Source organism: Alteromonas sp. MmMcT2-5, assembly GCF_022348315.1.
GTDB classification, from domain to species: Bacteria; Pseudomonadota; Gammaproteobacteria; order Enterobacterales; family Alteromonadaceae; genus Alteromonas; species Alteromonas macleodii.
Genome location: NZ_JAKRFB010000017.1, coordinates 52,060 through 78,055, shown reverse-complemented (window position 1 = coordinate 78,055; position 25,996 = coordinate 52,060). Strand labels below are relative to the sequence as shown.

The window sequence follows — 25,996 nt, the reverse complement described above, 5'->3', positions numbered from 1 at the left end:
AGCAAGAAATAATCACTCTGTTTGAGGACAAAAAAGACGGTTTTAAGTGGATCCAATACGCCGCAAATGGGTGGATCTATTAGGGTGCCAATCGACAACATTATTTCGAATAAATAAAAGTGTTCTAAATCTCAATTAATCCTCATCAAAAAAATCTATATTAATCAATATGATTTTTAGAATTTATTCCTTGAATTCTGTGCTTAAAACGATAATATCGTGATTAATAACAAAACTACTTGTTAGATTATTAGTATTTCAGTTGGACGATTTATGTTCTTAACAGGTTGTAGTCTTAATGATAAGTAAAGGACTTTCACAGGTTTAAAGGTTGAAGACCTTTTCCCAGTTTACAAGCTACGAGATTCGCCTTGTAAAAAGTGCCTAACTGAACCCCCAAAAAAACTGAATGAATAGAACTCTTGCTAAGGTGCTAAGGCATTGAAAAAGCCACTGTACGGTAAAGATGAGGACAAAAGAATGGATAGCGATATAAGTTTAATTTATGAAAAACTTAGCAATGACGAAAACCAACCACTTGTAGTGGGTTATATGAACATGAACACTTCCAACACATCGCCCTGTCTTGAGAGGGCTGAGTCAACTAATGGCATGTCTTGCCTAGATTGCCCCCCCAGCCGAATTTAAGCGGCCTGCTTTGTGCTTAATAAATGAATTGAATATTAATTTCCTGAAGCGAGTTTAATTTCTTTCTTTATATGAGTTCCACTGTTCAACGCAACGCTTTCCTTATAAAGGAGAAACGTTGCTATGAAAAAGGTGAAGTAACTATTATCAACTGGTGTTAAATAACTCGGACAAAATAAACACGAGATTCTCTATAGTTTAATTATATAGCCAGGAGCCAGCAGCATTTCGTACCTTAGTTATTTTTAAAAAGCATCAGATTGCTCTCGGTATTTATCTCGTTTAGCTTCTTCTATTTCCGCTTTAAGATAATTAACTCTATCCTTTCTCATATATAGCAACCCAGCTTCTCCAGATTTTCTGTCCCGATAAGCCTCTAATACTATTCCGTCTTTCAAAATCCATCGATAAGCGAAATAGTTATCGTGAGCTGAACCAGTAGTACTTTTAAAGTGGCCATACTTAAAAGAGACGAACTCTTTTATCTCAGTTAGCTTTTTATCCAACGCCTGTTCAGGAAATGTATACCTTACTTGGGCAAGCTCTTCATGTGAACTATACGTCAACATCAAATTCTCACTACCGCTTAAAATGGCAGAAGAATCGTAAACATCAGTATAAAGGTCATAGGGGAGACCACTTCCCGAAGATGCTAGCTCTTGAAGGGGTTTCGCACCTGCTTCTTTGACTGCGAGACCTAACAAAAATCGGTTAGTACAGTTAAAAGACTCATTAAAAATGGTAGTTATGCGATTGTTTTTGTCTGAACAAGTCACATATTTTAAGCCATTTCTTACTTCCTTTTTCGCGTCATCTCTATGTTTATCTAGAATGGCGAACTGGTCACCAGTATATTTTTTGTAGTAGTCCGCGCCTAATTCTGCAAATTTCAAATACAGATTTGCATGCTCCAAAGAAGGATGTTTCATTCTGTATTTTTCTTTGAAAAGTGACTTCATAACGAATAGTCCAGTACCATGACTATTACTAAGAAGTGCATACTTTATTGCTAAATCAAACTTTTTTTGTTTTGCAAGTCTTCTAGCAAGTGCGGATGCTGCGAGAGTATTACCACTATCGGCAAGTTCAGTTGTTACTGCGATAATCTTCTCATCGCCACGCCATGTGCCTTGTTTTCTGAATTTTCTTACTACGGCGAGCGGGTACTTTGATTCTATTGCGCGTTTCATCCAATATTCAGCGCGTTCCTTTGATGGTTCTATACCCTTCCATCCATTGCTCAAACTATGCATGCTTGAGAGACGATACTGCGCATATGAGTTACCGTTATCCGCGGCTTCTAACCAGTACGATGGATCATCACTCAACTCTAAATGAGCATTTTCCCAACCGTCAGCTTTACTATCTAGGATCTTTTGGTAATAAATATCCTTGTAATGATACTTTAAGGGGGCTGACTCAACTTCATGAAAAGACTGGGGGGGTAAATTCGTTATTTGAAGCAGTCGTAGGAAATACGAAGAATAAAAAAAGCCAAAGATGTCTCATCAAAGTCCTTATCAAAATATTATTTTTAATTATACAAATTAGCCGAGATGGTATTATCTGTTGACATTAAAAGTCTTTCAATATTAATCACGAACGTTATCACATCTTCCTTAAGTTCTGATTAGTGTATTGCCATTAGTTCACCGCCGTGCCCATCAATTAGGAATTTGCTAGCGTAAATAAAACGACCATTTGTTTTACATTCCCGTTGCATCATTCATCTTCAACAAATTATCTTGTTTTAATGTAAATAAACCCGTAAATTAAACTATGTAAATTAAACGTACGTTTTTTTGTGGGGTTGCTGTGAAATTAGGATATGCAAGAGTCAGTACAGATGAACAATCTGACAATGCTCAATTAGATGCACTAAACGCCGCTGGGTGCGAGCGCATATATAGTGAGAAGTTTAGTGGCAAGTCAAAACAACGCCCTGAACTTGAACGTTTGATTGACTCTCTAAGAACTGGAGATACCGTCGTAGTGCAGCGACTCGATCGATTAGGTCGCAGCCTAAAAGATCTCATTGAGCTGTTGGATGGCTTTAAATCGCAGCAGGTGAGCTTTATCAGCCTTAATGAAAATATCGACACTACAACAGCGGTTGGTGAGTTAGCGTTTCATATGATTGGGTCTATCGCGCAATTTGAACGCCGGTTGATATCGGAAAGAACAAAAGCCGGTTTGAATGCAGCACGAGCCAGGGGGCGCAAAGGTGGCCGGCGTGTAAAACTAACACCTTCGGATATTAAAAAGGCGCAAGCAATGTTGCTTGATCCTACCGTAACAAAAAGTGAAGTCGCTGCACATTTTGGTGTTAGTCGACCGACATTAAATAAATCATTGAGCACAGCACCTCCACCACAAGAACGCTCACTGTTTGAAAAGTGAACTGAACGATTTTAAATAGGTAAGTTTTGAAGCAAGGTTGCTTAACTTTAGAAATTAATAGCAATAACAATTATTTGGATTAAAAATATAGATGTTTGAACAAACTTTTAAGAATATTGACGACATACTTCACAAGGACGCTGGCTGTTCAAGCGAATTAGACTATACCGAGCAAACTTCTTGGATGCTGTTCTTAAAATATCTTGATGATTTGGAGTTTGCCAAGTCGCAAGAAGCTGAATTAATGGAGCAAGAATACAGCTACATTATTGACGAAGAGCATCGCTGGAGTAAGTGGGCAGCACCTAAAAAAGCCGATGGTAGCTTTGATCACGACAATGCCTTAACGGGTGATGACCTGATGGAATATGTGGATGGCGAATTATTCCCCTACCTCAAAGGCTTTAAGCAACGAGCAGAAAGTCCTAATACCATTGAATATAAAATTGGTGAAATCTTTGGCGAAATAAAAAACAAGATACAAAGTGGGTATTCGCTGCGTGATGCCCTTGAAAAAGTCAACGAACTGCAATTTCGTTCGCAAGAAGCAAAGCACGAACTATCGCACCTATATGAAGTAAAAATTAAAAACATGGGTAACGCTGGCCGCAACGGTGGCGAATACTATACGCCGCGCCCGTTGATCCGCGCCATGATTGACGTGATAAAACCGCAAATAGGTGAAACCATCTATGACCCCGCCGCAGGCTCTGCCGGCTTTTTATGTGAAACCTTTGATTACTTGCGCCAAGGCGGTGCTGAAAAACGACAACTCAAGTCAAGTGACTTAACGGTATTACAAGAAAGTACCTTTTACGCCAAAGAGAAAAAGTCACTGGCGTATGTGATTGCCATCATGAATATGATCTTACATGGCATTGAAGCGCCCAATGTAATTCACACCAATACCTTGGGTGAAAATCTGCAAGAGATTACACCTAACAAGCAACACGACATAATTTTGGCTAACCCACCTTTTGGTGGGAAAGAGCGTCCTGAAGTACAGCAAAACTTCCCGATCAAAACGAGTGAAACAGCCTTCTTATTTTTACAGCACTTTATTAAATCGCTTAAACCCGGTGGCCGTGCTGCAATCGTGATTAAAAACACCTTTTTATCTAATACTGATAATGCCGCCATTGCCCTGCGCAAAGAGCTGCTTGAAAACTGTAATTTACATACCATTTTGGATTGCCCCGGCGGCACTTTTATTGGTGCGGGTGTTAAAACCGTAGTATTGTTTTTTACTAAAGGCGAACCTACGCAGAGCACTTGGTTTTATCAGCTTAACGTTGGCCGTAACATGGGTAAAACTAACCCGCTCAATGATAAAGACTTAAAAGAGTTTGTTGAGTTACAGGCAAGCTATAAAGATTCAAACAATTCATGGTCACTAGACTCAAGTGAGCTGAATAATAACACTTGGGATTTATCAGTTAAAAATCCTAATGTTAAGGAAGAAGCACCTTTGCGTGAGCCAAAAGCTATCATTGAGGAAATTATCTCACTGGATAAAAAGAGTGAGTCGATTTTGGCAAATATTCAGGGGCTACTGAAATGATTGAATGGCAGTATAAGGCACTTGAAACTGTTGCTCATATTGTCAACGGTTTCAGCTTTAAAAGTGGGGATTTTGCAGCTGACAATAATATAAAATCCGTCAAGATAACCAATGTTGGCGTTCAAGATTTCATTGAGCAAACAGATAGTTTATTACCTAGTGCTTTTATGGAAAAGTACGCGAGTTATCAGGTTTCCTCAGGAGATATCGTTATTGCATTAACTCGTACTTTGATTTCATCTGGTCTGAAAGTTGCCTTAGTCCCACATAGTTTCGATAAGGCTCTATTAAATCAGCGCGTTGCAGCTATCAAAACCAACCCTGAATTATTAGATAGAAAATTTTTATACTATTTTTTTACCTCTCAGATGGCATATGATTTCGTAAAAAGTTCAGTAAACGAACTAATGCAACCGAACCTATCCATCAAAGACTTGAAGTCATTCTCGATACCCTGCCCGACGATAGAAGAACAAAAGCGAATTGTAACCATTCTCGACCAAGCCTTTGCCGATATCGAAAAAGCCTGCACTACCGCAGAGACAAACCTAAAAAGCGCACGTGAGTTGTTTGATAGCTATTTGCAGCAAGTGTTTAGTGAACGTGGTGAGGATTGGATTGTTACTACTATCGATGATCTTGTCGAAGAGAAGATATTAGACAAACCAATTGATGGTAATCATGGCGAAATGCATCCTAAGAAAGCCGATTTTGTTGACTCAGGTATCCCATTTATTATGGCGTCAGATATTAAGGATGGCTCAGTAGATACTACAAATTGTAGTTTTATATCGAAGCAACAAGCTGACTCTTTGAGAAAAGGGTTTGCTAAAAATGACGATGTATTGTTATCACACAAGGCGACAATAGGAAAAACTGCAATATTACAAACCGACTTGGAATATGTAATGCTCACACCTCAAGTGACTTATTATCGAATTTTAAATAGCGAAATACTTAGTAATCAGTATGTATATTGGTATTTTAATAACCCTACATTCTTGAATGAAATGAAGGAATATGCTGGTGCAGGCTCTACACGCGCTTACATCGGGATAACGAAGCAGCGAAAATTGAAATTTTCTTATCCAAGTTTAACTAAGCAAAGAGAAATTGTTTCCAAACTAAACTTTATGGTAACCGAGATCGAAAAATTAGAGCCAGTGTATAGAAAAAAGATCAGTGCCTTGAACGAACTCAAGAAATCCATTCTACAAAAAGCCTTCACTGGTGAATTAACAATGAGCAAAGGAATTGCCGCGTGACATTAACTCCCAAGAATAGAGCGAATCGCAATGAAGCTGATACCCGAGCAGATTTAATTGATCCTCAATTAATCGGTGCCGGTTGGGGCGAAGTAGATAAAAGCTTTATTCGACGGGAAGTAATTTGTCCGGGGCGTATACTCACCGGTGGTAAACGCAGCCAACCAGTAAACAGTGACTATATATTGGTTTATAAAGGCCGCAAATTAGCGGCGGTCGAGGCGAAAAAAGAAGCCTTAAGTTATAGCGAAGGCGTGCGCCAAGCAAAAGATTATGCCGAGCGCCTACAGTGCCGTTTGGCCTATGCAACCAATGGCCATGATATATATCAGATTGATATGCTCACTGGCGATGAAAAATTAGTTGAACGTTACCTATCACCAGAAGAACTCTGGTCACTTACCTTTGCAGTGCAAGACAAGACCGCGCCTGACTTTAAAAAGGTCTGGCGAGAACGTTTTGCAGCTGTCCCTTTTGAAGTTAAGGGCGACTGGCAGCCTCGTTATTATCAAGAGAACGCCATTAACAATGCGCTTGAAGCCATTGCCGAAGGTAAACAAAGAGTATTACTTACTCTGGCTACTGGCACAGGTAAAACCTGTATTGCTTTCCAAACAGCGTGGAAGTTATTTCAAAGTCGTTGGAGTCTGACCGCCCAGAAAGCACCTGATTCAGCAAAGCGTCGTCCTCGTATTCTGTTCTTAGCCGACCGCAACATACTAGCGAATCAAGCATTTAATGATTTTGGCCCTTTTGGTGAAGACGCCTTAGTACGCATCAATCCAAATGAAATACGAAAGAAAGGTGCGGTGCCGAAAAACGCTAGCGTGTTTTTCACTATCTTCCAAACCTTCATGAGTGGCCCAAAAGACGACGGGGGCAATGAAACGCCTTACTTCGGTGATTATCCGTCAGACTTTTTCGATTTAATCATAATAGATGAGTGTCATAGAGGTGGCGCTAACGATGAAGGTAACTGGCGCAGAATACTCACGCATTTTTCACCTGCGGTTCAGTTAGGCTTAACTGCCACACCAAAGCGCACAGATAATGTAGACACCTATAATTATTTTGGCGAACCAGTTTACAGCTACACACTTAAACAGGGTATTAACGATGGTTTCTTAACGCCGTTTAAGGTTTATCCAACTGTGGGTACGATGGACGAGTACGTATACACACCTGGCGATGGAGTAGTGGTGCGCGGCGAACCTGAGCCTGGCAAAGTTTACACAGAAGGCGATTTCAACCGTATTATTACCATTCCAGAGCGTGAGCAAAAGCGTGTTCATTACTGGATGGACTTATTTAAACCCAACGAAAAAACCATTGTCTTTTGCGCCACTCAAGAGCACGCTAGCATGGTGCGCGACTTTATCAATCAGTATGCTAGGCAAAAAGGTTGGACAACCAACACTAACTATTGTGTTCGAGTAACTGCCAATGACGGTGCAGCTGGTGAAAGCGACCTAAAAAAATTTCAAGATAACGAAAAGACCATCCCCACTATTCTCACCACATCACGTAAGCTTTCTACAGGTGTTGACGCTCGCAATGTGCGTAATATTGTTCTCATGCGCCCGTGCAATAACATGATTGAGTTTAAACAAATAGTTGGCCGTGGCACCCGTATATATGAGGGCAAAGATTACTTCACTATTTATGACTTTGTAAAAGCTCACCACAACTTTGCCGACCCCGAATGGGACGGTGAACCATTGCCCCCAAAAAATATTTGTGAGGTCTGCGGTAATTCGCCCTGTAGCTGTTTAAAACTGCCTTGTGAAGTGTGCGGATTTAGTCCATGTACTTGCCCTAAAGAACCTTGTGCTGACTGCGGAAGTGAGCCTTGCATTTGTGAGCAATCCCCTTGTGGTCTCTGTGGTGTTTCTCCCTGTGTATGCGAGTCTGTTGAATGTCCAGAGTGCAACAGCATGCCTTGTATATGCGATAAATCGGATAAAATCACAATTAAACTCAGTGATGGTAAAACTCGACAAATTAAACATATCTCGTCAGTAATGTACTGGTTTGGCGATAAGCCAATTACAGCGAAGGAATTTGTAGAACGGCTCTTTTCAGATCTGCCACAGTTCTTCAAAGACGAAGACCAACTGCGAGAAATATGGAGCGACCCAACAACCAGAGAACAATTACTTGAAAGCTTGGCCGAAGCTGGTTACGACGAAGACAAACTCGATGGTATGAAAGAGTTAATAGATGCCCAGCAAAGCGACGTATACGACGTACTGCGATACGTCGCGTACGCAAGAGAAGCTATTAGCCGTAAAAATCGTGTAAGCGTCACTAGGCCAAAAATCAACACTGCCTTTGGGAACTACAAACAACGAGAATTTATCGCATTCGTTTTAGAAAAGTACATAGAAGATGGTGCAGGCGAATTAGCCACTAGTAAAATGCGTAGTTTGATTGAATTGAAGTACCATACCATTGGCGACGCCGTACAAGAGTTTGGCACTACTGCTGCGATTCGAGAGGTATTTGTAGGGTTTCAGAAATATTTATACGAATAGGGAGAGTTCATGAAAGAGATTTATAAAGGTCATGTTGAAACTGCCAATAAACTGAGTGAGGGCGAAAAACTATCTTTTCTTACGTCTGTATTAAGATCACTATTACAAACAGTTGTTGTCACTTCATTCGAGTTAATCAGAGCGAAAACACCTTCTGATGAAATTGACTTGCTGGAATTTAGTAATCGGTTCCGGAAACCTGTTGACGGCCTTCCAGTAGAGATTTTAGATAATGTAGTTCCTTTTTTAAGGGAATATGTTGCACCACAATTAGTATCAGGTTGGTTTGAAATAACGAAAAGTTCAAAAACGCCTTTATCTAAACAACTTAAAACTTGGGTCGAATTTAGAAATAAAAGACCAGGTCATGGCGTTCTAGACGATAAAATTTCGTCAGAATGGGCAGCGAAAACAGAAAAAATCATACTTGAATGCCTTGATGCTTTTGAATTAATGCTGCCGGAACTCTGTAAAGAAAACTCTCTCAAATTTCAAGATGGACTTGGTAGTGGCAACATCGATACCCCAATTGTTCACGATGGCTGTGCAATAGTTATACTAAATGCGAAGCCTAAAAAGGGAATTTGGACTTTGTCCGGACAAATTTTGTCTTATGAAAATGCCAAAGAATTTACCGTAAACCTGAACGAAAATAACATCTTTTGTATTGAAAACCTGAAGTCACCAGAAAAATATGACCTCAGTGAGATAATCTCGAATAATAAACACTACTCTTTTTATCACAATCTACCAATAAGACAGACTTATACGTTTGAAGGAAGGGCGGAAGAACTCAAAACTTTAGAAGAGTGGATGGAAGACCAAGATTCTCGTTATTGCTTAGTTTATGGGGATGGTGGATATGGAAAGACAACATTAGTATTGGAGCTGCTAAATCAATTTAAAGAGAGTAATTTTGATTTTGATGAACCTATTCCAGAGATTATATGCTTTTACACAGCAAAATTAACTAAATGGACTGAGCAAGGTCTAAAACACTTCACTGGAATAACACCTGCAATGGATGAGTGTATCAGAGAGCTAATGAGGTGTTTTTACTCTGTGTTACCTGCGGAATGGTACTCGGTATCAGGTAAACCATTAATTGATAAAGCTGTTGGAGTTATTAAAGAAAATAAATACAGTCGGAATGATATATTGTTGGTTTTAGACAATACAGAAACACTTGCGACATCAGCTCAAGAGGTTAAAGATTTAGGGGCATTTTTTAAATTAATAGGAAAGTATATCGGTAGGGTAATCATTACGTCTCGTAGAAGAGAGTTTATCGAAGCAACTCCGATTCCTATTGAGGGCCTATCTGAAGCCGAAGCTGTTAGCTTAATGCAAAGAATTGCAAATGAATGTTCAGCATCCCCGATAATACAAGCAGGTGAAGCTAAACTTCGTAAGGTATCTAATCAATTGATGAGAAAGCCAATCCTGTTAGAAGCTTTAGTGAAATATATATCTAATTCAAGAGTTGGTATAGATGCTGCGATTGATAATATTTTCAAGAAAAATAACGAAGAATTACTTGAATTTCTATATGAGGATGCGTGGGCACGGATGGGCGCTTTACAAAAAGAAGCGTTTTTAGTTTTGGTCCATGTCAAATGTCCGCTAGATAATGTTTCAATTAGTCAAATTTGCCAACAAGTTGGAATTCAAACTTCTGAATTTCAGCAGAGCCTAGTGGAAACACATTTCGCAAATTTAACCGACTACGGAAGAACTTACTCTTTAGACATTGTTGAACTGGCTAATAGGTTTTTCTTACATCAGTTTTCCAAAGTAGAAGCTAGGGAACAGGGTAAAATTCAGTCTCTAGCTGTCAATGTAGACAACTATGCAATTGAACGAGAAAGAATCGAGCGTGAATATCGTTCAGATCGTGTCGATGAAGCATTTAGAAGTGAGTATGCCAAAGCTGCGAAAGTGTTGTATGGGAAAGGAGAAATTTCAGAGGCGATTGAGATGTATGAGTTAGCTATTGAAGATGACCCATTAAACTCAGCGTTATTTGACAGGTTTGCATGGCTCCTTTTTAACAAAACGGACAAGCTTGGATACGCAAAAGCAATGGGGGAAAAGTCTATTGAACTTGATCCTAATAATTGCGATGCATTGGTTGATTTAGCATTGATTCATTACAAAATGGGAGATATAACTGGTGGTGATCAATACATTGAAAAGGCTCATGACGCTGGCAGACCCGAATCTTTCTGTTGGTTACGAAAAGCTATCGCGAGATATCATAAAGCAAATAACCTTAAGCTCCACAACGATTCAATCACCACACTCGAAGAAGCCAGCGAGATGTTAAAAAAAGCCGAGAGAACGAACATAAGCGCAGATAGTTACAGCGCTAAAAATTTAACAGATATAATAAAATACAAGGGATTAACGGCTAACAGACTGAAAAAGTTTGAAGGTATCAAAAAACGCTATGATAGCGAGCTAAGGATAAATAAAACAAAATAATAGAAATAAAGGATATATTCCAGTCTAACTTCAATGGATTGAGCTATTTAATGATAAACGAAATTAAACAAGTTTTAAAAGAAACACCGGGCTTGAAAGGTCGAGAAATTGCCAAAAAGCTAGATAAAGATAGAAAAGAAGTAAATTCGTATCTAAGTAGACATAATGACGGACTATATCAGGACAAAAATGACTTCAAATGGTATTTGAGAGCGATTGATACAGTCGAGTGGCATTTGGGTTGCAGTAGCTGGCTAACCTGCGAAGGATTTGAACAGAGCTATTCAGAAATTGGTAATTTAATTGATTCTGAGGAATCAAACATTATGGTGAGACTGCCGGAAGGTTTCAGAGTTCTATTAATTGCAGGTGCTAGGCTAATTTCACTAATTAACTATTTAAATTACTTAGGCAAAAATGTCACTCTCGATTTTGAGTTATGTAAAGGCTCTATGGGCTACTTAGATAGACTCGGCTTCTTTGATCATATTCATAGCGATATTGAAATTCTTCCAAATCGCCCCACTACTTCAAGAGCTAAGCGTTACAAAGGAAATAGCTATAATCTAGTCGAAATCGGAGATATCGACCTTAATTCATTTAATGATGAGCTACCTGAAGAACTGACAGCGGCATTTACTAACCATACTGGTGAAAGTTATTACATGGCTGCTTTCACTGTATTTTCAGAGTTAATTGGCAATGTTCAGGAACATAGTGAAACACCTATACCTGGTTTCGCTGCGTTACAGTTTTATGAAGGTAAAAACAGCCATGACAGTCACATACAAACTGTTATATCTGATCATGGCCTTGGTTTATCAAATACATTGAAAGAAAATTTGCACAAGCATTATCCTAAGCTTGCATCAACTATGGATCTAGATTGTGTAGCTTCAGACCTTAAGTTAATAACAAAGGCGCTTACCGATGGAAAATTAAGTCGGTTTGGACACAATCCTGATGGTGAAGCCCGTGGTTTAGGACTAAAACGAAGCCAAGATTATGCTTTAAAATACAATGCAGAGATAACTGTAAGACAAGAAAATCTGATGGTAAAACTGTTTTTTGGAGATGGAAAATTAATAAGGTCTAATCATCGAACTGACTTAGAGTTCTTAGCTGGAACTCACGTTTGTTTTGACTTTATTCTCAAATAAGCTGATACTCATCTCGATAAATATCACAATTTAACCAGAAGTTGTCATGAAGCTTATAGAATTTACAAATGGAAGTGATCACCCTTTTGGCAATAGAAAGGGGCAAGAAACATATAGCAAATTGAAGGATTATCTTGACCAAAATAGTATCGAGGGAGTCGTAGAGATTAGCCTTGAAGGTATCAAAGCTACAGATGCATCCTTTCCAAGAGAAAGCGTAATTTCTATAATAAAGCACTTAAATGGCGAGAGATTGTTCTATTTAACTGGGTTTAATTCGAAAGATTTATTAGATAACTGGGATTACGCTGCTAAGGCTAAAAACCAATTAGTGGTTACCAATTACGATAATTCCTTAGAAATAATTGGACCTGATTTAAACACCTCGACAAGAGAACTTATCAATTATGTTTACTCTCAGTCTTCAGTAACTACTGCTAATGTAGCAAAAGCTTTAGGGCTTTCAGTTCAAAATGCGAGCACAAGATTGAAGAAATTAGTTAACGAGGGAATCGTCTTACGTGAAGAAGAAGCTGCTTTATCTGGTGGGAAAGAGTTTGTTTACAAAAGGTTGTTTAAATCTGTTTAAATAGACTTGTTTAAGCGGGTTAAATGATTTAGTATAAAAGTTGAGCGTTTGCTCATTTTTTATATAACCTGTTTAAACAGCTTTATTTAAGGAGAATATTAGGGTGGCAATCTTAGTTTATAATTTTAGTCAACTGTTGGAAGAAGTAGCAAAAGAGCTTGATATCTCCCCATCTAAATACAAGTTGGCCGTATCGCGCTATGAATCAGTAGCTAAATGGATAAATGGCGGTAAATATGAAAGCTTCGACGGAAAAATTAAGATTTACCCTCAGGGTTCATTTCGTCTTGGGACGGTTGTCCGGCCTATCAGAGAGCAAACGGAAAAGGATTACGACATTGACTTAGTCTGTGAGTTTGAAGAGCAAGCAACAGCTACACAAGCAAAAATAGTAAAACACCGTGTTGGAAATCGCTTGAAAGAACATACCACATACAAAGCAATGTTAGATGAGGAAGGTAGGCGCTGTTGGACTCTGTTGTATTCTGAACAAGATGGTGCGGGGTTTCATTTAGATGTGCTTCCATCGAGTGGATATTCAGCGGATGACTTCTATCCTATCTCAATTACCCATAAAGAAAATGAAAGTTACTCGTGGGCTTCTAGTAATCCTAAAGGGTATGCGGCATGGTTTGACGCTCGTAATGTTAACGCATATCGATTAGTTGCGTTAGAACAAAAAAGGATGATTTCAAATTCTTGTTCTGACATTTATGCGAAGATAGATGACGTACCAGACCAGTTGATTAGAACCCCCCTTCAAAGAGCTATTCAACTCATGAAAAGGCATAGAGATATGCGTTTTGACGGTAATCAAAAATACGCTCCAATTAGTATGATTATGACTACTTTAGCGGCTCATCTGTATAACAACGAAACTAATGTCTATGAGGCATTAACAAATATAGTTAATAAGTTATCAGCGCATATGGGGTTACTCGATAATAAAGTAATTGTTGATGAACGCTTATCAACTAGAGGTTTAATTAAGAGGCTACCTGATGGTACTTGGTATATAAGCAACCCAACTAATCCAGAAGAAAACTTTGCAGACAGATGGCATGAGAATGGTAACGCTCGTGCGAAAGCTTTCTTTCAGTGGGTTGACTGGCTTAAACGGGACTTTTTAGACGTTCCACAAAGAGACCGGGACTCGATACGTTTTTCGCTTGAAGCATGTATAGGAAAAAGTATTGTCAACAAAGTATGGTCAAAGTGTATACCATCTCCTGATGCGCAAGCGCCTGCCAACGTAAATATTTCGGGACCAGCAAAGCCTTGGAGAGTTGATGAATAATTTCATCGAAGAACAAATTCAAACTGTTAGAAATAGTTACCCAAGCTTAGCATTAATAAATAGCGATTCAGGTTGCTTACTTACAGTGGCGCTGCATTTTACTGCTTCAGTTGCAAACAAGGAAACGATAACCGCCAATTTCAATGTCAAGATATCGATACCGCATTCTTACCCAGAGGAGTTACCCAAAGTATTTCCGTCAGGGTACAGCTTAGATCAAAGGTTTGAGCACACGAACGCGGACGGCAGCTTTTGTCTTGCTGTCCCATTGGAAGAGAGAGGAAGGTTTGAGGTAGAACCTTCGTTGCTGGGATTTATAAATAATCTGGTTGTTCCATTCTTATATGGATATAGCTATTTCCTTAAGTACGGAGAACATCCTTTTGGTGAACGAGAACATGGTAACAAAGGAATACTAGATTTTTATCTAGAAACGTTTGCAAGTAGTGACGCGAGGACAGTTTTAACGTCCCTCTACCAGTTTGCTATTCACGGGTACCGTGCACATGAAAAATGCCCATGCGGTAGCGGCAAAAAGGTACTTAAGTGCCATAAAAAAGAATTAAAGTTACTTCTTAAAAACAAAGAGTTGCTAATGTCAGATTTAGCACAATTTATCCCGAGATAGGTATTTAGAATGATCAAATTAACAAACTTACTGATTAGCTTGTTTAAGTGGTACATAGAAGGATTAAGACAGCCTTCTTTAAACTCAATTGCGCGATTGATACTTATCTGGTCTTTAACTGCTTTAGCTGCATTTTCCGTATCCGTTAATTTTGAAACAGATTGGATTGACGTTTCACTTTCATCTGGAAGTGGTAGCAGTGTATTTTTTATGTGCATGATTACATGTTCTTTAATCATGTTGGCATATTCAGAATATAGAGATAGACAACTTGCGTGCAACTCCTTACTTTTCAAAATTAGACATATGGGTTTAGTAAATCATTCTGTAGATGACGTCGAAAACTATTTCCCTAGGTCACTAAAGAAGCTCAAGGCTCAAGCATTTAACATGGAGTTCAGCAATAGCCATAAAACGGAAGATATTGCCAATCTTAAGGACCAACTTTCGAAAGTTGCCAGGATACCAGAGGCCTTAAACGAAAGTGGGTCATCTTTAAACAACGCAAATAAGCACATCGTCTATGCAGGGGTAGCTCCTGTCCCAATGATTGCTGCTGTAGGCCACGCAGTCAGTAATATGCAGAATGTCCATGTCGCTGATTGGAATAGGCAGGATAAAAAATGGCACTTTTCGACTGATTTGGATGACAACGAAAATGTTAAGTGTGAAATGACAACGTCGAATGCTTCCGAAGAGTCAGTTTGCCTAATTATTGAATTAAGTTTGCCTATTAGTGTGGACAAAATCCGTAATGATTTTCCGGAATTTAATTGCTTTAAGGTTTATTGGAAAGATGACAAGCCACGCTATGACAAGTTAAACAGTGTTGATAAACAGAACCGAATTGTTAATGAAATTTTAAACATTATCAACAATGAAATACTGCCTAATAAAACAGGTCTGAAAGAAATAAAAGTATTTGTTGCGGCTCAGGCTTCTTTCATTTTTCGGCTCGGCTCAGCCCTCAATCAAGGGCACCTTCCTAAAATAACTTTTTACCATTACAACCCTGATAATAAAAAATCAAATCATCCGTGGGGAGTTTCTTTTATTGGTGGTTACAGTCAATACGAATTAATTCACTAACTTCTGCGCGACAACTACCAACGGATAATAATGGTTCAGCAATACCTGAACTTGATTAAAAAAGCTTTAGAAAAGTTACCTTTTTAAACTATGTAAATAGACTGTTCGTTTATATCAAAGCGCCGCAATTGACTGATTCTACATCGACCAACGAACAACTAGAAAATTCGCTGTTGGACGTATTTAACGCTTTAGGACTGGTCATTATTATATCTGTAGGGTTTACACTATGTAGCGATGGACTTTGGTTACATGAATGCGTATCAGATTTTTAATCCTCTATTTTTGGTATTTTCTTACGTTACCTCCGGTGTGCTCTTTGCTCGAGGAATGGCTATTTCAAGTTGGGTGCTGTCAAAGGCTAATTTTTTCGCACCGTGCAATAAATCAACCAATACGCTCATTTACTCAGTTTTCTGTCATTCGCTTAGATTTTATGCCGCAATGGGGTTGTTCTTGGGAGCTCTTTTTGTACATGCAGTAGGGTTATTTACAGCAATATTCGTTACGACAGTAAATCAACGACCGCCCTTCCCATTAACTGACCGAGTGGTGATAAAAGAAGAGAGCTGCAAGTTCTTCAAAAGCGGTAATCTCTATAACAATACGGAGGATTCTAAAAAGTCAGCAATGGCAAAAGTTTTCTGTGGATTTGAGAAAATTGAAAGTGAAGCGAGACTAAATTAGCAGTTATGCATGAAGTTTCTTTTAAAGTTTACGAAAAACATTACATTCATAAGAGGCGGAGGCTCAATAGTCTTGTTTTTCTCTTCATATATGATGGCTGGGGCTTAACTTTACAATTTTAAAGCTTGGTCTTAAGTAAAAGAAACCCTTTTAAGAAAAAACTGTTCACGTGTTGAAAATATTCTAAGAGCCGCTTTAATAGCGGCTCTTTTTTTGAGCTAAGTTCGCCCAATTATGAGATTGGTGCCCGCCATTCTTCCCCCGATTACCTTAAAATAATTTCATCATATTCCCATTGTTGTTTTCCCATAAACGCGATGAGTGAGCTTTAAGAATTACGTGTAAAAGGTTGGGTTTTTTGCAGTGTCAGTAGTAGTAACCTTGGTGGCTTTTGTTTTGTTGTGTCTTAAAAGCAGCGTGCTGTTTGCGCAAACAGACGGCGAATGTGAAGGGGAAAGCTGCGCCTCCAAAAAGCCTACAGTAGTATGGTTGCGACCACCCGAGCTTGGAATTGAAGGCAGTGGTGTCAGTATCACTTCAGGGCCGATCTATGACGTCATGGCGTACCTCTCTACACACCTGCATAACTATGAACACCAATTTGAAGCTTATCCGGTTAAACGCGCATGGTCGTTGGTACAGCATCAACAATCCGCACAAAAAGTGTATTGTTTTTATGGCGCCGCTTACCAAGAAGAACGCGCTGAGTGGGGATATTACTCCCAGCCAACCTCTATAAACTTACCGCTACTCATTGTTGCAAGAAAAGCGCTTCAGCCTTCATTGAAAAATGAATTAGATACCGCGCAGTCTCAGCCAACGCAGGGATATTTTGAATCCATTTCTTTACGCGCTCTGCTTCAGCAAAATTTGAGAACGGTACTCTACAACGATGTGAATAACGTATACGCCGATACCGTTGAGCAATGGGCTACAAAAAACAATGTGGTTCGTTTAAATGGGTTAGGCAAAGACTTAGGCATGCATACCATTGCCCTGCTGGAAAGTGGGAGAATAGATTTTGGCTATGTAGGGCACCGCGAGCTTTCAGCATTACCAGAAGAAGAACTCGATGCGCTTGATGTTTATCAAATCAGTGAACTGTCCCAGCAGCTAAGAGGAACAAAGCGCTTACTGTGTTCTAAGAGTGAGCTAGGACAAGCGGTAACGAGTGATCTAGACAGCGCGCTAACTCACATTACATCTACGCCTATAAAAAGCCAAACCTTAAGAGACATTAACTTTGTGGCAGATGGATACCCTTTATTTCTTAAACCACTTTTTGATGAAAGGTGGAAGCAATACCTTTCAAACTGAAGGCTTTCAAGGTTTTACGTTTTACCATTACTTTCACGACAATTCATGCGTAAAGCAGCCTATTTTATTACCTCCCTTTATTCTTCTTAATCAACAATAATAATAGTGTTTGGCTTGTGTGATACCCGTGACGAGGTATTATAAATTTGCCTGTTAATAACGAGAAAATTCCCTAAATCATGAAAACGTTATCCCTGCTTTTTGGCGGTGCTGTTCTGGTTTCAGCGACCGCGGCCATATCTCCTTCGGTATCAGCTGCTCAAACTCTTTATAAGCCGTTTCCAGCCGACGTAATGCCATCGTTAAGTGAGAAAGGTAACTATGATGTTGGCGTAAAGACAATCGAAGCGGCTTATCCTGCTAAAGTAAAAGACATTGCTGGTAATGAAGTCGAGCGATCACTTACTTTGGAGGTTTGGTATCCTGCAGCAAGCTCGGCTCAAAAGGCCACGTACATTAATGAAACAAGAAGTGGTCAGGTGTTTGAGGTACAAGCTGATGCAAGCCGTGATGCGCCTATAGCCGCTGCTGACACTGATTTTCCGGTAATAGTTATCTCTCATGGTTATACCGGTTACCGCACCCTTATGTTTTATTTAGGCGAACACCTCGCGTCTCACGGTTATGTAGTAGCGGCAATCGACCACACAGATTCCACAAACAAAGATGTTAATTTTGCAGAAAATCCGTATTCAGGTTTTCCAAGTACGTTATTAAATCGTTCACGAGACCAAGTTCTTACATTGAACAGCATCAGCGAAAATACCTTTTTTAAAGAGAGTGTGGATGCAAGCAAAGCGGGAGTGATTGGCTATTCAATGGGGGGCTACGGCGCAGTTAGCACGGTAGGAGGATGCTATGCTTTTAACGACCAAACCGCTGCAACCTTCACTGGTACACAAGATCCTAAAACGGCGGCGTTAATTAAAGAAGCGCTTAACACCTGCGCAGGTGGCAAGGCCAGTAGCGAAGAAGCATTACCAGCCTGGAAAGCGGCGCTAGCACTGGCGCCATGGGGTGGGCAACATCAGCTATTTGATGTTCAATCGCTAAACAATATTAAAATTCCTGTTCTTTATGTTGCTGGGGACAACGACGATATTTCTGGCTACAACGGTATAAAGTGGTTATTCGATAATACCGGCAGTAAAGAATCTAAGTTATTGACCATTAAGAATGCACGCCACAATGTTGCACCTCACCCTGCACCTAAAGAAGCTTATGGCAGTGAATTTGATTTGGGAAGTTACATTGAGCCGGCATGGGAAGTGCAAAAGCTTAATGCCATTAACGAGCATTTTGCGCTTGCGCTTATGAACTGCCATGTGAAAGGTTTAAAAGATGATTGTGAATACCTGAACGTGAGTGGCAGTAGTGCCCAAGTACCCGTAGATGGCAAAAAGCCAGAGCCTTGGAAAGGGTTTGACGATCGCTGGGCGTTAGGCTTGGAGATGCAAAGCAAGTAAGCACCACAAAAAAGCGAGCAGCGGCGTAACACCGCTTAGCTCGCTTTAGCTTCTAGCTTTCGAGTCGAGCCTTTAGCTCTATACCGCTTTAACGGTATAAATCAATGCAGTTTGTGGGAAGAGCACCGGCAGCTGCATACCGTATTTCATTAATACTTCGCCAGAGAATACTTGCCCTTCAGTTTGTTGCAAAATAGACGGGGTGTATTCTTTTAGCTTTTCAGGCCAAACACGCTCAATGGTGTATTGTTTGTTAGCATCAAGACCTGCAAAGTAGAAGCGGTTTGGCGTAGTGCGAACAGTTTCCATAACGCTGTTATATGCAAAAATACCTTCTTGCTTGTCTTTAGACACATAACCAAATTTTACGTTCATGCCGTCATCGTCCATGCGGAAAAGGTCGCCGCCGTGGGTGATATGACGATACTTTTTGTAAAGTGAAATAGCGTCGGTAAGTACGCTTTGCTCGTGGTCAGTAAGTTCACGTGGGTCCATCTCTATACCCATATGGCCAAACAAGGCTACTGCCGAACGAATCTCAATAGGTAAGTGTCTACCCGTTATATGGCAGTCGCGCGGGCCAACGTGTGCGCCCATTACTTCAGACGGGAAGAAATAAGAACAACCACGCTGAATATACAAACGGTCTAGTGCGTCGTTAGAATCCGACGTCCAGAAACGATCTGTGTGTGGCAAAATACCTAAATCTACACGGCCGCCGCCTGAACAACAGCTTTCTATCTCAATGCCTGGCTTCGCTGCCTTAACGCGGTCTATTAAGCTGTAAAGCGCAGCCATTTGACCATGCATCGCAGGTTTACCGTGAAGGTTGCCAGGGTGGTTTACGTCGCGGTTCATGTCCCATTTGATGTAGCTGATTTTGGGGTACGTCTTCAGTACATCAGTAATCACTTTATAAAGGTACTCAACCACTTCAGGGTTGGTTAAATCCAATACGTACTGATTTCTGAAAGGAACGTGAGGGTTATTCTCGGTTTGCAGCGCCCACTCTGGATGTGCGCGGTAAAGGTCGCTGTCAGGGTTTACCATCTCTGGCTCAAACCAAATACCGAATTCCATGCCAAGGCCAGTAACATGGTCAATTAGCCCGTCTAGTCCTTCAGGATAGATAGCTTCATCAACAAACCAGTCGCCAAGCCCTGCCTTGTCGTTTCTGCGCCCTTTAAACCAACCATCATCTAACACAAAGCGCTCAATGCCCAGTGGTGCAACTTTATCGGCTAAGGCTTTAAGTTCGTCTTCGTTATGATCGAAATAAATTCCTTCCCATGTGTTGTAGTGCACTGGGCGAGGCTTCGACTCAGCACTGTGGTTTAGCACGTTGCTGCGAATAAAGTTATGGAACTGTTGTGATAGCGAAGAGAAACCTTCACAGCCATAGCCTGTGTAAAGCACGGGGGATGTATAGCTTTCGCCAGCGTTAAGTACCACTTCACCTGGAAATAATAACTCACCAAACTGCACATAGCTTCTGCCATCAGCCATAAGCTCGGCGCGAAGCTTGTGGTTTGCAGAAGCGCCAAGGTGATAGCCATAGCACTCACCGTTAAGTTCACCCGTGCCTTGAGGGAATGCAATCAGACCAGGGAAGGTGTCGTGAGATGTTTTGCCTCGGCGATTTTCACGTACATAACTTCCAAAGAAGAGATCGTGATCTTTGGTTTGAAACTCTGCTGACCAGCGGCCTTCAAATGTTTTAATTTTGCTTACGGAAGTAGGCAAGGGCAGGCTAGCGGCATTCAAATAGCCTAAATTGAGCGGTGTTTCGCCACTGTTTTCGAGACGAGAAACGTATTTTACTACGCTCGTTTTGTTATCGAGCTCAACAGTTGTGACAAGACGCATACCGCGGCGAGCGTCTTCGCTTACGAAAGCAACAGACTGTGCATCTTCATTTATTTCGGTCAGGCTAAAGCCTGCTGACCACTGGTCGGCATCGCCCGACACTTCAAGACCTGGCTGACCCGTCCAGCCGTCACCGTGAGTCGGTACCAACGTAATCGGCGGTTCAATTACAGGAGCGCATTTGGCTTCTTGACGGGTGTTTAAAACGCTCAGCATTTCTGGTGTTGTACTGTCACTTAATGGCGCACCATAGTAAATGACTTTGGGCATACGACCCTGGCAGTCGAATATTAATGTGGCTTTCTCGTTCGACAAACGAACGAATGATGTGAGTGACGACATAAAAACCTCATTTTACATGCCTAGATGTTTATAGCGCATGTTGTTAAAAGAAAAGATGACTGAAAAGTACAGAAGGAACATCCGTACGGTTTTATGGTTTTACAACGGTTTATCGAGCTTAATACCTGCTTTCTTGCACGGTCGTCGAGTGATTAAATCTGTTTCAATCACGCTAACAGAGTCTCCTCTCTGCTTTCATCTACTTCACAGCGTGTGGCGGAACAAAAGTGCGGAACAAACCGTACTTTTGTTCCGCCACAGCCGTAGTAATCCTAGTTATCTGAACCAGCCAATATATGGCTGACCTTATTAGCCGTGTGCTTCTTCGCTCTCTATCAAACGACCACGCCATTCTGCCTTTTGCTTAAATACAACCCGATTTAAGACAAGGGCGAGGGCAATACAGCAAACCAATGTGACCAACATCAGGTGAATGTAGTGCAGGCCGAAAGGAGCGTGTACAAAGCTAAAGAAAGCGTATAGACCCACACCAAAGACAACTGCCGCTATTCCCGCGTTGGCGTTTACGTTATTAAATAGTAATCCAACAATAAAGATGGAAAGAATAGGCATACTTAACAACCCGAAAAGTTGTTGAAGCAAGTTGATGATGCTTTCTGCTTGCGCGTACACAGGAACCATAACTAGCGACACAATAGTAAGCGCCGCGGTCACAAAGCCGCTTAAGCGTGCAACGCTTGGCTTCTTCTGAAAATACGCCTCGTGTATATCGCAGACATAAAGTGCAGTCGCAGAGTTGAGGTTACTGTTGTAAGTAGTGAGTACTGCGGCAGCGAGGGCCGCTGCAAATACACCTGATAGCCAGCTAGGTAAAACATCACCTACCAACGTACCGTAAGCGGCATCGTTGATATCGCCGTACAGCTTATACGAAATGATACCTGGAACTACGATAATGGTAGGAACAACGATAAAGCGGATGATCGCCGCTGCGTATACGCCTTTCTGTGCTTCTTTTAAATTAGGTGCAGCCATGGCGCGCTGAGTGATTACCTGATTCGTACTCCAGTAGAAAGTCTGGATAAACACCATACCGGTTAATAACGTGTGCCATGGTAGAGGCGAATCATTATCGCCAATTAGGGTTAAGCGTTCGGCAGGTATGCCCGAGAAATCAAAATCGATTGCGAATAGTGCAAGAACGACAACAACAATCGCCATAGTCAAAAGCAATACGCCAGAATAGGTATCCGAAACTGCAACCGCGCGAAGCCCACCAAAGATAGCGTAGAAGGCACCAATCAATGCAAAAGCGGTCGCAACATACATAAGTGGAATGTCTACATTGAACATGTTAATCATGAAAAGCGAGCCGGTGTAGATTACGGCAGGCATGAAAATAAGGCTGCTACCTAGGAAGAAAAGAAGGCCTATTAGTGCTCTTATATGCTTGTTGTTATAGCGCATTTCCAGCAATTCGGTGGTTGTGGTGCACTGATAATGATAATAAACGGGAAGAAAAACTCGCGCGAGAATGATTAGGCCCGCCACCGCGGCAAATTCCCACCACGCAAGCAGTGCCATTTGGTTACCGTTCATCCCTACAAGTTGATCGGTACTTAAATTAGTTAACGTTATTGAGCCCGCGACGTATATCCATGTTAGTCCGCCGCCAGCTAAGAAATATTCTTTGTTTTCGTTGGCTTTACTATGCCCATGACCGCGACACTTTAAATAGGTAAGAAGCCCGATAAGTGCGGTGATGAAAATAAAAACGACAAGTTGGGTTAAGCTGCCTGACACGAAAAGCTCCTCAGCAGAATAAAGACAAAAGGGGGCAACAGCGCCCCCTTGATAGACTAGTTGTTATTAGAAGCTAGCACGAACACCAACAGCGTAACGAGCACCGTCAGCAACTTGTTGAACGAAATGTTCTGATAAGCGACCGCGACGCGTTAGCTCTTCGTCAGTAATGTTAATGCCTTCGAAGAATACCGTAAGAGACTCAGTTACATCGTAACTTACACTCATATCAACTTGGGTGTAAGTCTCAGTGAAACGAGGCTCAGTACCACCAAGAGTACTTACCGCTTCTTGCATAAAGGTTTCACGATTGTTCAGTGCAACACGCGCTTGGAACGCATCTTTTTCGTAGAACAATGTAATGTTTTGTGAGTTACCTAAACCTGGAAGGCTAAATTCTGCATCTGAGTTAACGATAGTAGCATTAGCTTGGATACCGAAGCCGCTTTCAAGCGTGTGCAACCAAGCAAGCTCTAAACCTTCAACTTCAAGCGTATCGCCGTTACGAGGGCGCAGAACGCTAAATACATACTCGCCACTTTCTAAGAAAAGAGACTCATCAGCAACATCACCTGCAATGAAGTCTTCCACTTCTTTGTTAAAGGCTGCAGCTGAGAAGTAGCTAGTATCGTCGTAGTACCATTCTAAAGATACATCCCAGCTGGTGGCTTTATATGGCTTAAGTTCAGTGTTACCCGCTTGTGCTTGCAAGTTACCCGGACGGCTCACAGTAACATTAAATACAGGCACTAAGTCATCCATCATTGGACGCGTTAGCGTTTCAGAAAACGCATAACGTAGGTATAAATCGTCTGTTAACTGTAGCTTAACGTTTAAGTTAGGAAGCAGCGAAGAGTAGCTGTTTTTCTCGTTAACCGGCGCACCTACTTCTGTTTCATAAACTACATTAAGGTCTGACGGATCGTTAGGGATTGGCTGAAGATCTCTTACAATCTGACTTGTCCCGTCTACTGAAGTGTCAGTTTCGCTGTAGCGGAAGCCAAAATTCACATCAAGTGGCATCTCTGAGATTTCAGTAGTGAAGTAGAATTGTGCGTACGCACTTAATACTTCTTCGCTCACTACGAATGAGTCATTGCTTGGCTGTGGGTTGCCGATATTTGTTGCATCAATCGCTGCGCGAACGTCGTCAAACGATTCACCTGTAGCGTCTGCAATTTGCTGTACTGCTGCATCAGATGTTGCGTAGTCAAAGAACGCTTCAGGGTCATAAGTTAGCCACTGATTAGGCACACCGCCGAAGTAGTTTTGTGCAGTAAATACACTTAGAAGCTCGTCAGGAAGATCGAATGTGTAGCCGCAATAAATGTCACAACCAGAAGCGAACAAGCGAGTATTAGATTTTTCACGATCTTGGAAATAGATACCGAAATCTGCTTTGTAGAACGCATTGTCTGAATCAGGTACCCAAGAGAAGTCTGCACGGTACTCACTGATGGTATCTTCCGTGTCAAAACCGTTGCGCTCATTGTAGTGCATACGACCTAGTGACGGTGTTTGTAAAGCGGCATCACCACCGGCAACAGTCAATGATGGAGTAGCACCTGTGAAATCTACACTGTATTCGTTGTTATAACCCACAACAGTGAAGAAGTTGTCACCGCCACTGCTGTCTTCGGCAGTTGAAGTTGAGATATCAATGTTTGCTGTTAAGTTGTCGTTTACTAACCACTCAAAGTTTGCACCGAAAGCCTGGATTTCAACATCTCGGCCGTAGCGGCGGCGAATAAAGTCAGTCGCACCACCAACACCGTCTACAACGGTGCTTGTTACACCTGATAGGCTACCGTTGTCAGTGAAAGACATGTTGTCGAGGTTGCTATCAGAGAACCAGTGGCCAACACTGTGTGCGTCTGAGTCAACTTCAAATTTAGAGTAAAGACCATCTAAAGTAAGCGTCATGTCATCGTTAGGAGCATACTGAACAACAAGGTTACCAGATGTTCTTTCACGATCGACTAAATCAACGATTTGGTCAAAGTTCTGCGGAATGTACACACCGTTGAACTGGGCATTGTCAGCGTAATCAGGGTTATCTAGCTCAGAACGATTGGTTAGGCTTACTTCAGGACGCCAGTAGCGCGTTTCTAGCATGTTTGTTTGTAGCTTACGCTGTTGGAATGATGCAGCAGCTAACACACCTAGTTTACCATCCATAAAGGTATTGGTAATTAAGCCCGACATTTGTGGCGTTGTTTCTTCAGAAATGTCTTCGTACATGCCTTTTACACTTGCAACGGCCTTGAAGCCGTCAAATGCGAATGGGCGAGCAGTTGTGATTTCTACGGTTGAACCGATACCACCTTCTTGCATAGAAGCGAGAGGGCTCTTGTAAACTTTTGCACCGCTAATAAGTTCAGCTGGAAGCGTATCGAAACTAAAAGCACGACCTTGGTTTTCTGTAGCAATTTGGCGGCCGTTAACAAGTACGGTGTTAAAATCTGGGCCGAAACCACGCACAGTAATAAATTGACCTTCACCACCTGAACGATCAATGGCAACACCAGTAATTCTTTGTAGTGATTCAGCTACGTTTTGGTCTGGAAATTTACCTAGGTCTTCAGCCGTAATACCGTCGTAAACAACATCAGATGCTTTCTTATCTAGCATTGATGCTTTCAGAGAGCTGGTAAAACCTTTAACTTCGATAACTTCCACTTCTTTATCAGTAGCAGTAGTTGCTTCCTGTGCCAGTGAAATAGGGGCGTGTAGGGCAGAGGCGATAGCAACACCTAAAAGTGAGCGTTTCGCGATAGGGCCTAACTGTGATGTGTTAATTTTATGTGTCACTGTGTTTTCTCCGTGAGTAGGCTACGTTTTAACGTACTTTGCACTTAAATTACGTTTTTAGTATGTGCGGATCAAGCTTATTAACAAT

General features: G+C 41.1%; 17 protein-coding genes. 13 read left to right on the top strand and 4 right to left on the bottom strand.

The features are described 5' to 3' along the window. Positions 1-893: 893 nt before the first annotated feature. Positions 894-1,892, bottom strand: a complete 999-nt coding sequence (locus MHN09_RS09550; protein WP_239240400.1) for a hypothetical protein — start codon at positions 1,890-1,892, stop codon at positions 894-896. 571 nt (positions 1,893-2,463) lie between these two features. On the opposite strand from MHN09_RS09550, the gene MHN09_RS09545 reads away from it, so the two are divergent. The 13 genes from MHN09_RS09545 (at position 2,464) to MHN09_RS09485 (ending at position 19,125) form a co-directional block, all read left to right on the top strand. Beyond that, entirely contained in the window at positions 2,464-3,048 is a 585-nt protein-coding gene (locus MHN09_RS09545; protein ID WP_239240398.1) for a recombinase family protein, read from the top strand. A 91-nt stretch (positions 3,049-3,139) separates the two neighbouring features. Continuing rightward, on the top strand, positions 3,140-4,609 hold the full coding sequence (locus MHN09_RS09540; protein ID WP_239240396.1) for an N-6 DNA methylase: 1,470 nt from the start codon (positions 3,140-3,142) through the stop codon (positions 4,607-4,609). Next, positions 4,606-5,874, top strand: coding sequence for a restriction endonuclease subunit S (locus tag MHN09_RS09535; protein WP_239240394.1), 1,269 nt, complete (start codon positions 4,606-4,608; stop codon positions 5,872-5,874). The genes MHN09_RS09540 and MHN09_RS09535 overlap by 4 nt, the downstream gene beginning before the upstream one ends. Beyond that, positions 5,871-8,408: a type I restriction endonuclease subunit R gene (locus tag MHN09_RS09530; protein WP_239240392.1), complete on the top strand. Its 2,538-nt coding sequence runs from the start codon at positions 5,871-5,873 to the stop codon at positions 8,406-8,408. The genes MHN09_RS09535 and MHN09_RS09530 overlap by 4 nt, the downstream gene beginning before the upstream one ends. A 9-nt stretch (positions 8,409-8,417) precedes the next feature. Next, positions 8,418-10,892, top strand: coding sequence for a hypothetical protein (locus MHN09_RS09525; protein ID WP_239240389.1), 2,475 nt, complete (start codon positions 8,418-8,420; stop codon positions 10,890-10,892). A 50-nt stretch (positions 10,893-10,942) separates the two neighbouring features. After that, positions 10,943-12,052, top strand: coding sequence for a hypothetical protein (locus MHN09_RS09520; protein ID WP_239240386.1), 1,110 nt, complete (start codon positions 10,943-10,945; stop codon positions 12,050-12,052). A gap of 46 nt (positions 12,053-12,098) precedes the next feature. Beyond that, a complete protein-coding gene (locus MHN09_RS09515) occupies positions 12,099-12,641 on the top strand; it encodes a helix-turn-helix domain-containing protein (protein WP_239240383.1) in 543 nt (180 codons plus the stop codon). A gap of 103 nt (positions 12,642-12,744) precedes the next feature. Then, positions 12,745-13,938 carry a nucleotidyltransferase gene (locus MHN09_RS09510; protein ID WP_239240380.1) on the top strand — a complete coding sequence of 398 codons (1,194 nt, stop codon included), beginning with the start codon at positions 12,745-12,747 and terminating at the stop codon, positions 13,936-13,938. Then, a complete protein-coding gene (locus MHN09_RS09505; RefSeq protein WP_239240377.1) occupies positions 13,931-14,566 on the top strand; it encodes a hypothetical protein in 636 nt (211 codons plus the stop codon). Before MHN09_RS09510 ends, MHN09_RS09505 begins: the two co-directional genes overlap by 8 nt. 9 nt (positions 14,567-14,575) lie before the next feature. Beyond that, the gene (locus MHN09_RS09500; RefSeq protein ID WP_239240374.1) at positions 14,576-15,655 is read left to right on the top strand and encodes an SAVED domain-containing protein; all 1,080 of its coding nucleotides are present in this window, start codon (positions 14,576-14,578) and stop codon (positions 15,653-15,655) included. Positions 15,656-15,907: 252 nt separating this feature from the next. Continuing rightward, positions 15,908-16,342 carry a hypothetical protein gene (locus MHN09_RS09495; RefSeq protein ID WP_239240370.1) on the top strand — a complete coding sequence of 145 codons (435 nt, stop codon included), beginning with the start codon at positions 15,908-15,910 and terminating at the stop codon, positions 16,340-16,342. Positions 16,343-16,705: 363 nt separating this feature from the next. Next, entirely contained in the window at positions 16,706-17,659 is a 954-nt protein-coding gene (locus MHN09_RS09490; RefSeq protein WP_049589077.1) for a hypothetical protein, read from the top strand. Between the two features lie 179 nt (positions 17,660-17,838). Beyond that, positions 17,839-19,125, top strand: a complete 1,287-nt coding sequence (locus MHN09_RS09485; protein ID WP_049589076.1) for a dienelactone hydrolase family protein — start codon at positions 17,839-17,841, stop codon at positions 19,123-19,125. A gap of 78 nt (positions 19,126-19,203) precedes the next feature. On the opposite strand, the gene MHN09_RS09480 is transcribed toward MHN09_RS09485, so the two are convergent. The 3 genes from MHN09_RS09480 to MHN09_RS09470 all read right to left on the bottom strand — a co-directional run bounded on the left by MHN09_RS09480 (position 19,204) and on the right by MHN09_RS09470 (position 25,908). Next, complete coding sequence (locus MHN09_RS09480; RefSeq protein WP_049589075.1) at positions 19,204-21,333, bottom strand: alpha-galactosidase; 2,130 nt, start codon at positions 21,331-21,333, stop codon at positions 19,204-19,206. Positions 21,334-21,642: 309 nt separating this feature from the next. Then, complete coding sequence (locus MHN09_RS09475) at positions 21,643-23,097, bottom strand: SLC5 family protein (RefSeq protein ID WP_049589074.1); 1,455 nt, start codon at positions 23,095-23,097, stop codon at positions 21,643-21,645. 66 nt (positions 23,098-23,163) lie between these two features. Continuing rightward, entirely contained in the window at positions 23,164-25,908 is a 2,745-nt protein-coding gene (locus MHN09_RS09470; RefSeq protein WP_014947886.1) for a TonB-dependent receptor, read from the bottom strand. Positions 25,909-25,996: the final 88 nt, after the last annotated feature.

Excerpts from the sequence above, each read along its gene's own strand:
- MHN09_RS09505 (WP_239240377.1), top strand. The coding sequence starts at position 13,931 with ATGAATAATTTCATCGAAGAACAAATTCAAACTGTTAGAAATAGTTAC.
- MHN09_RS09540 (WP_239240396.1), top strand. The coding sequence starts at position 3,140 with ATGTTTGAACAAACTTTTAAGAATATTGACGACATACTTCACAAGGAC.
- MHN09_RS09520 (WP_239240386.1), top strand. The coding sequence starts at position 10,943 with ATGATAAACGAAATTAAACAAGTTTTAAAAGAAACACCGGGCTTGAAA.
- MHN09_RS09485 (WP_049589076.1), top strand. The coding sequence starts at position 17,839 with ATGAAAACGTTATCCCTGCTTTTTGGCGGTGCTGTTCTGGTTTCAGCG.
- MHN09_RS09500 (WP_239240374.1), top strand. The coding sequence starts at position 14,576 with ATGATCAAATTAACAAACTTACTGATTAGCTTGTTTAAGTGGTACATA.
- MHN09_RS09515 (WP_239240383.1), top strand. The coding sequence starts at position 12,099 with ATGAAGCTTATAGAATTTACAAATGGAAGTGATCACCCTTTTGGCAAT.
- MHN09_RS09535 (WP_239240394.1), top strand. The coding sequence starts at position 4,606 with ATGATTGAATGGCAGTATAAGGCACTTGAAACTGTTGCTCATATTGTC.
- MHN09_RS09525 (WP_239240389.1), top strand. The coding sequence starts at position 8,418 with ATGAAAGAGATTTATAAAGGTCATGTTGAAACTGCCAATAAACTGAGT.
- MHN09_RS09495 (WP_239240370.1), top strand. The coding sequence starts at position 15,908 with ATGAATGCGTATCAGATTTTTAATCCTCTATTTTTGGTATTTTCTTAC.
- MHN09_RS09480 (WP_049589075.1), bottom strand. The coding sequence starts at position 21,333 with ATGTCGTCACTCACATCATTCGTTCGTTTGTCGAACGAGAAAGCCACA.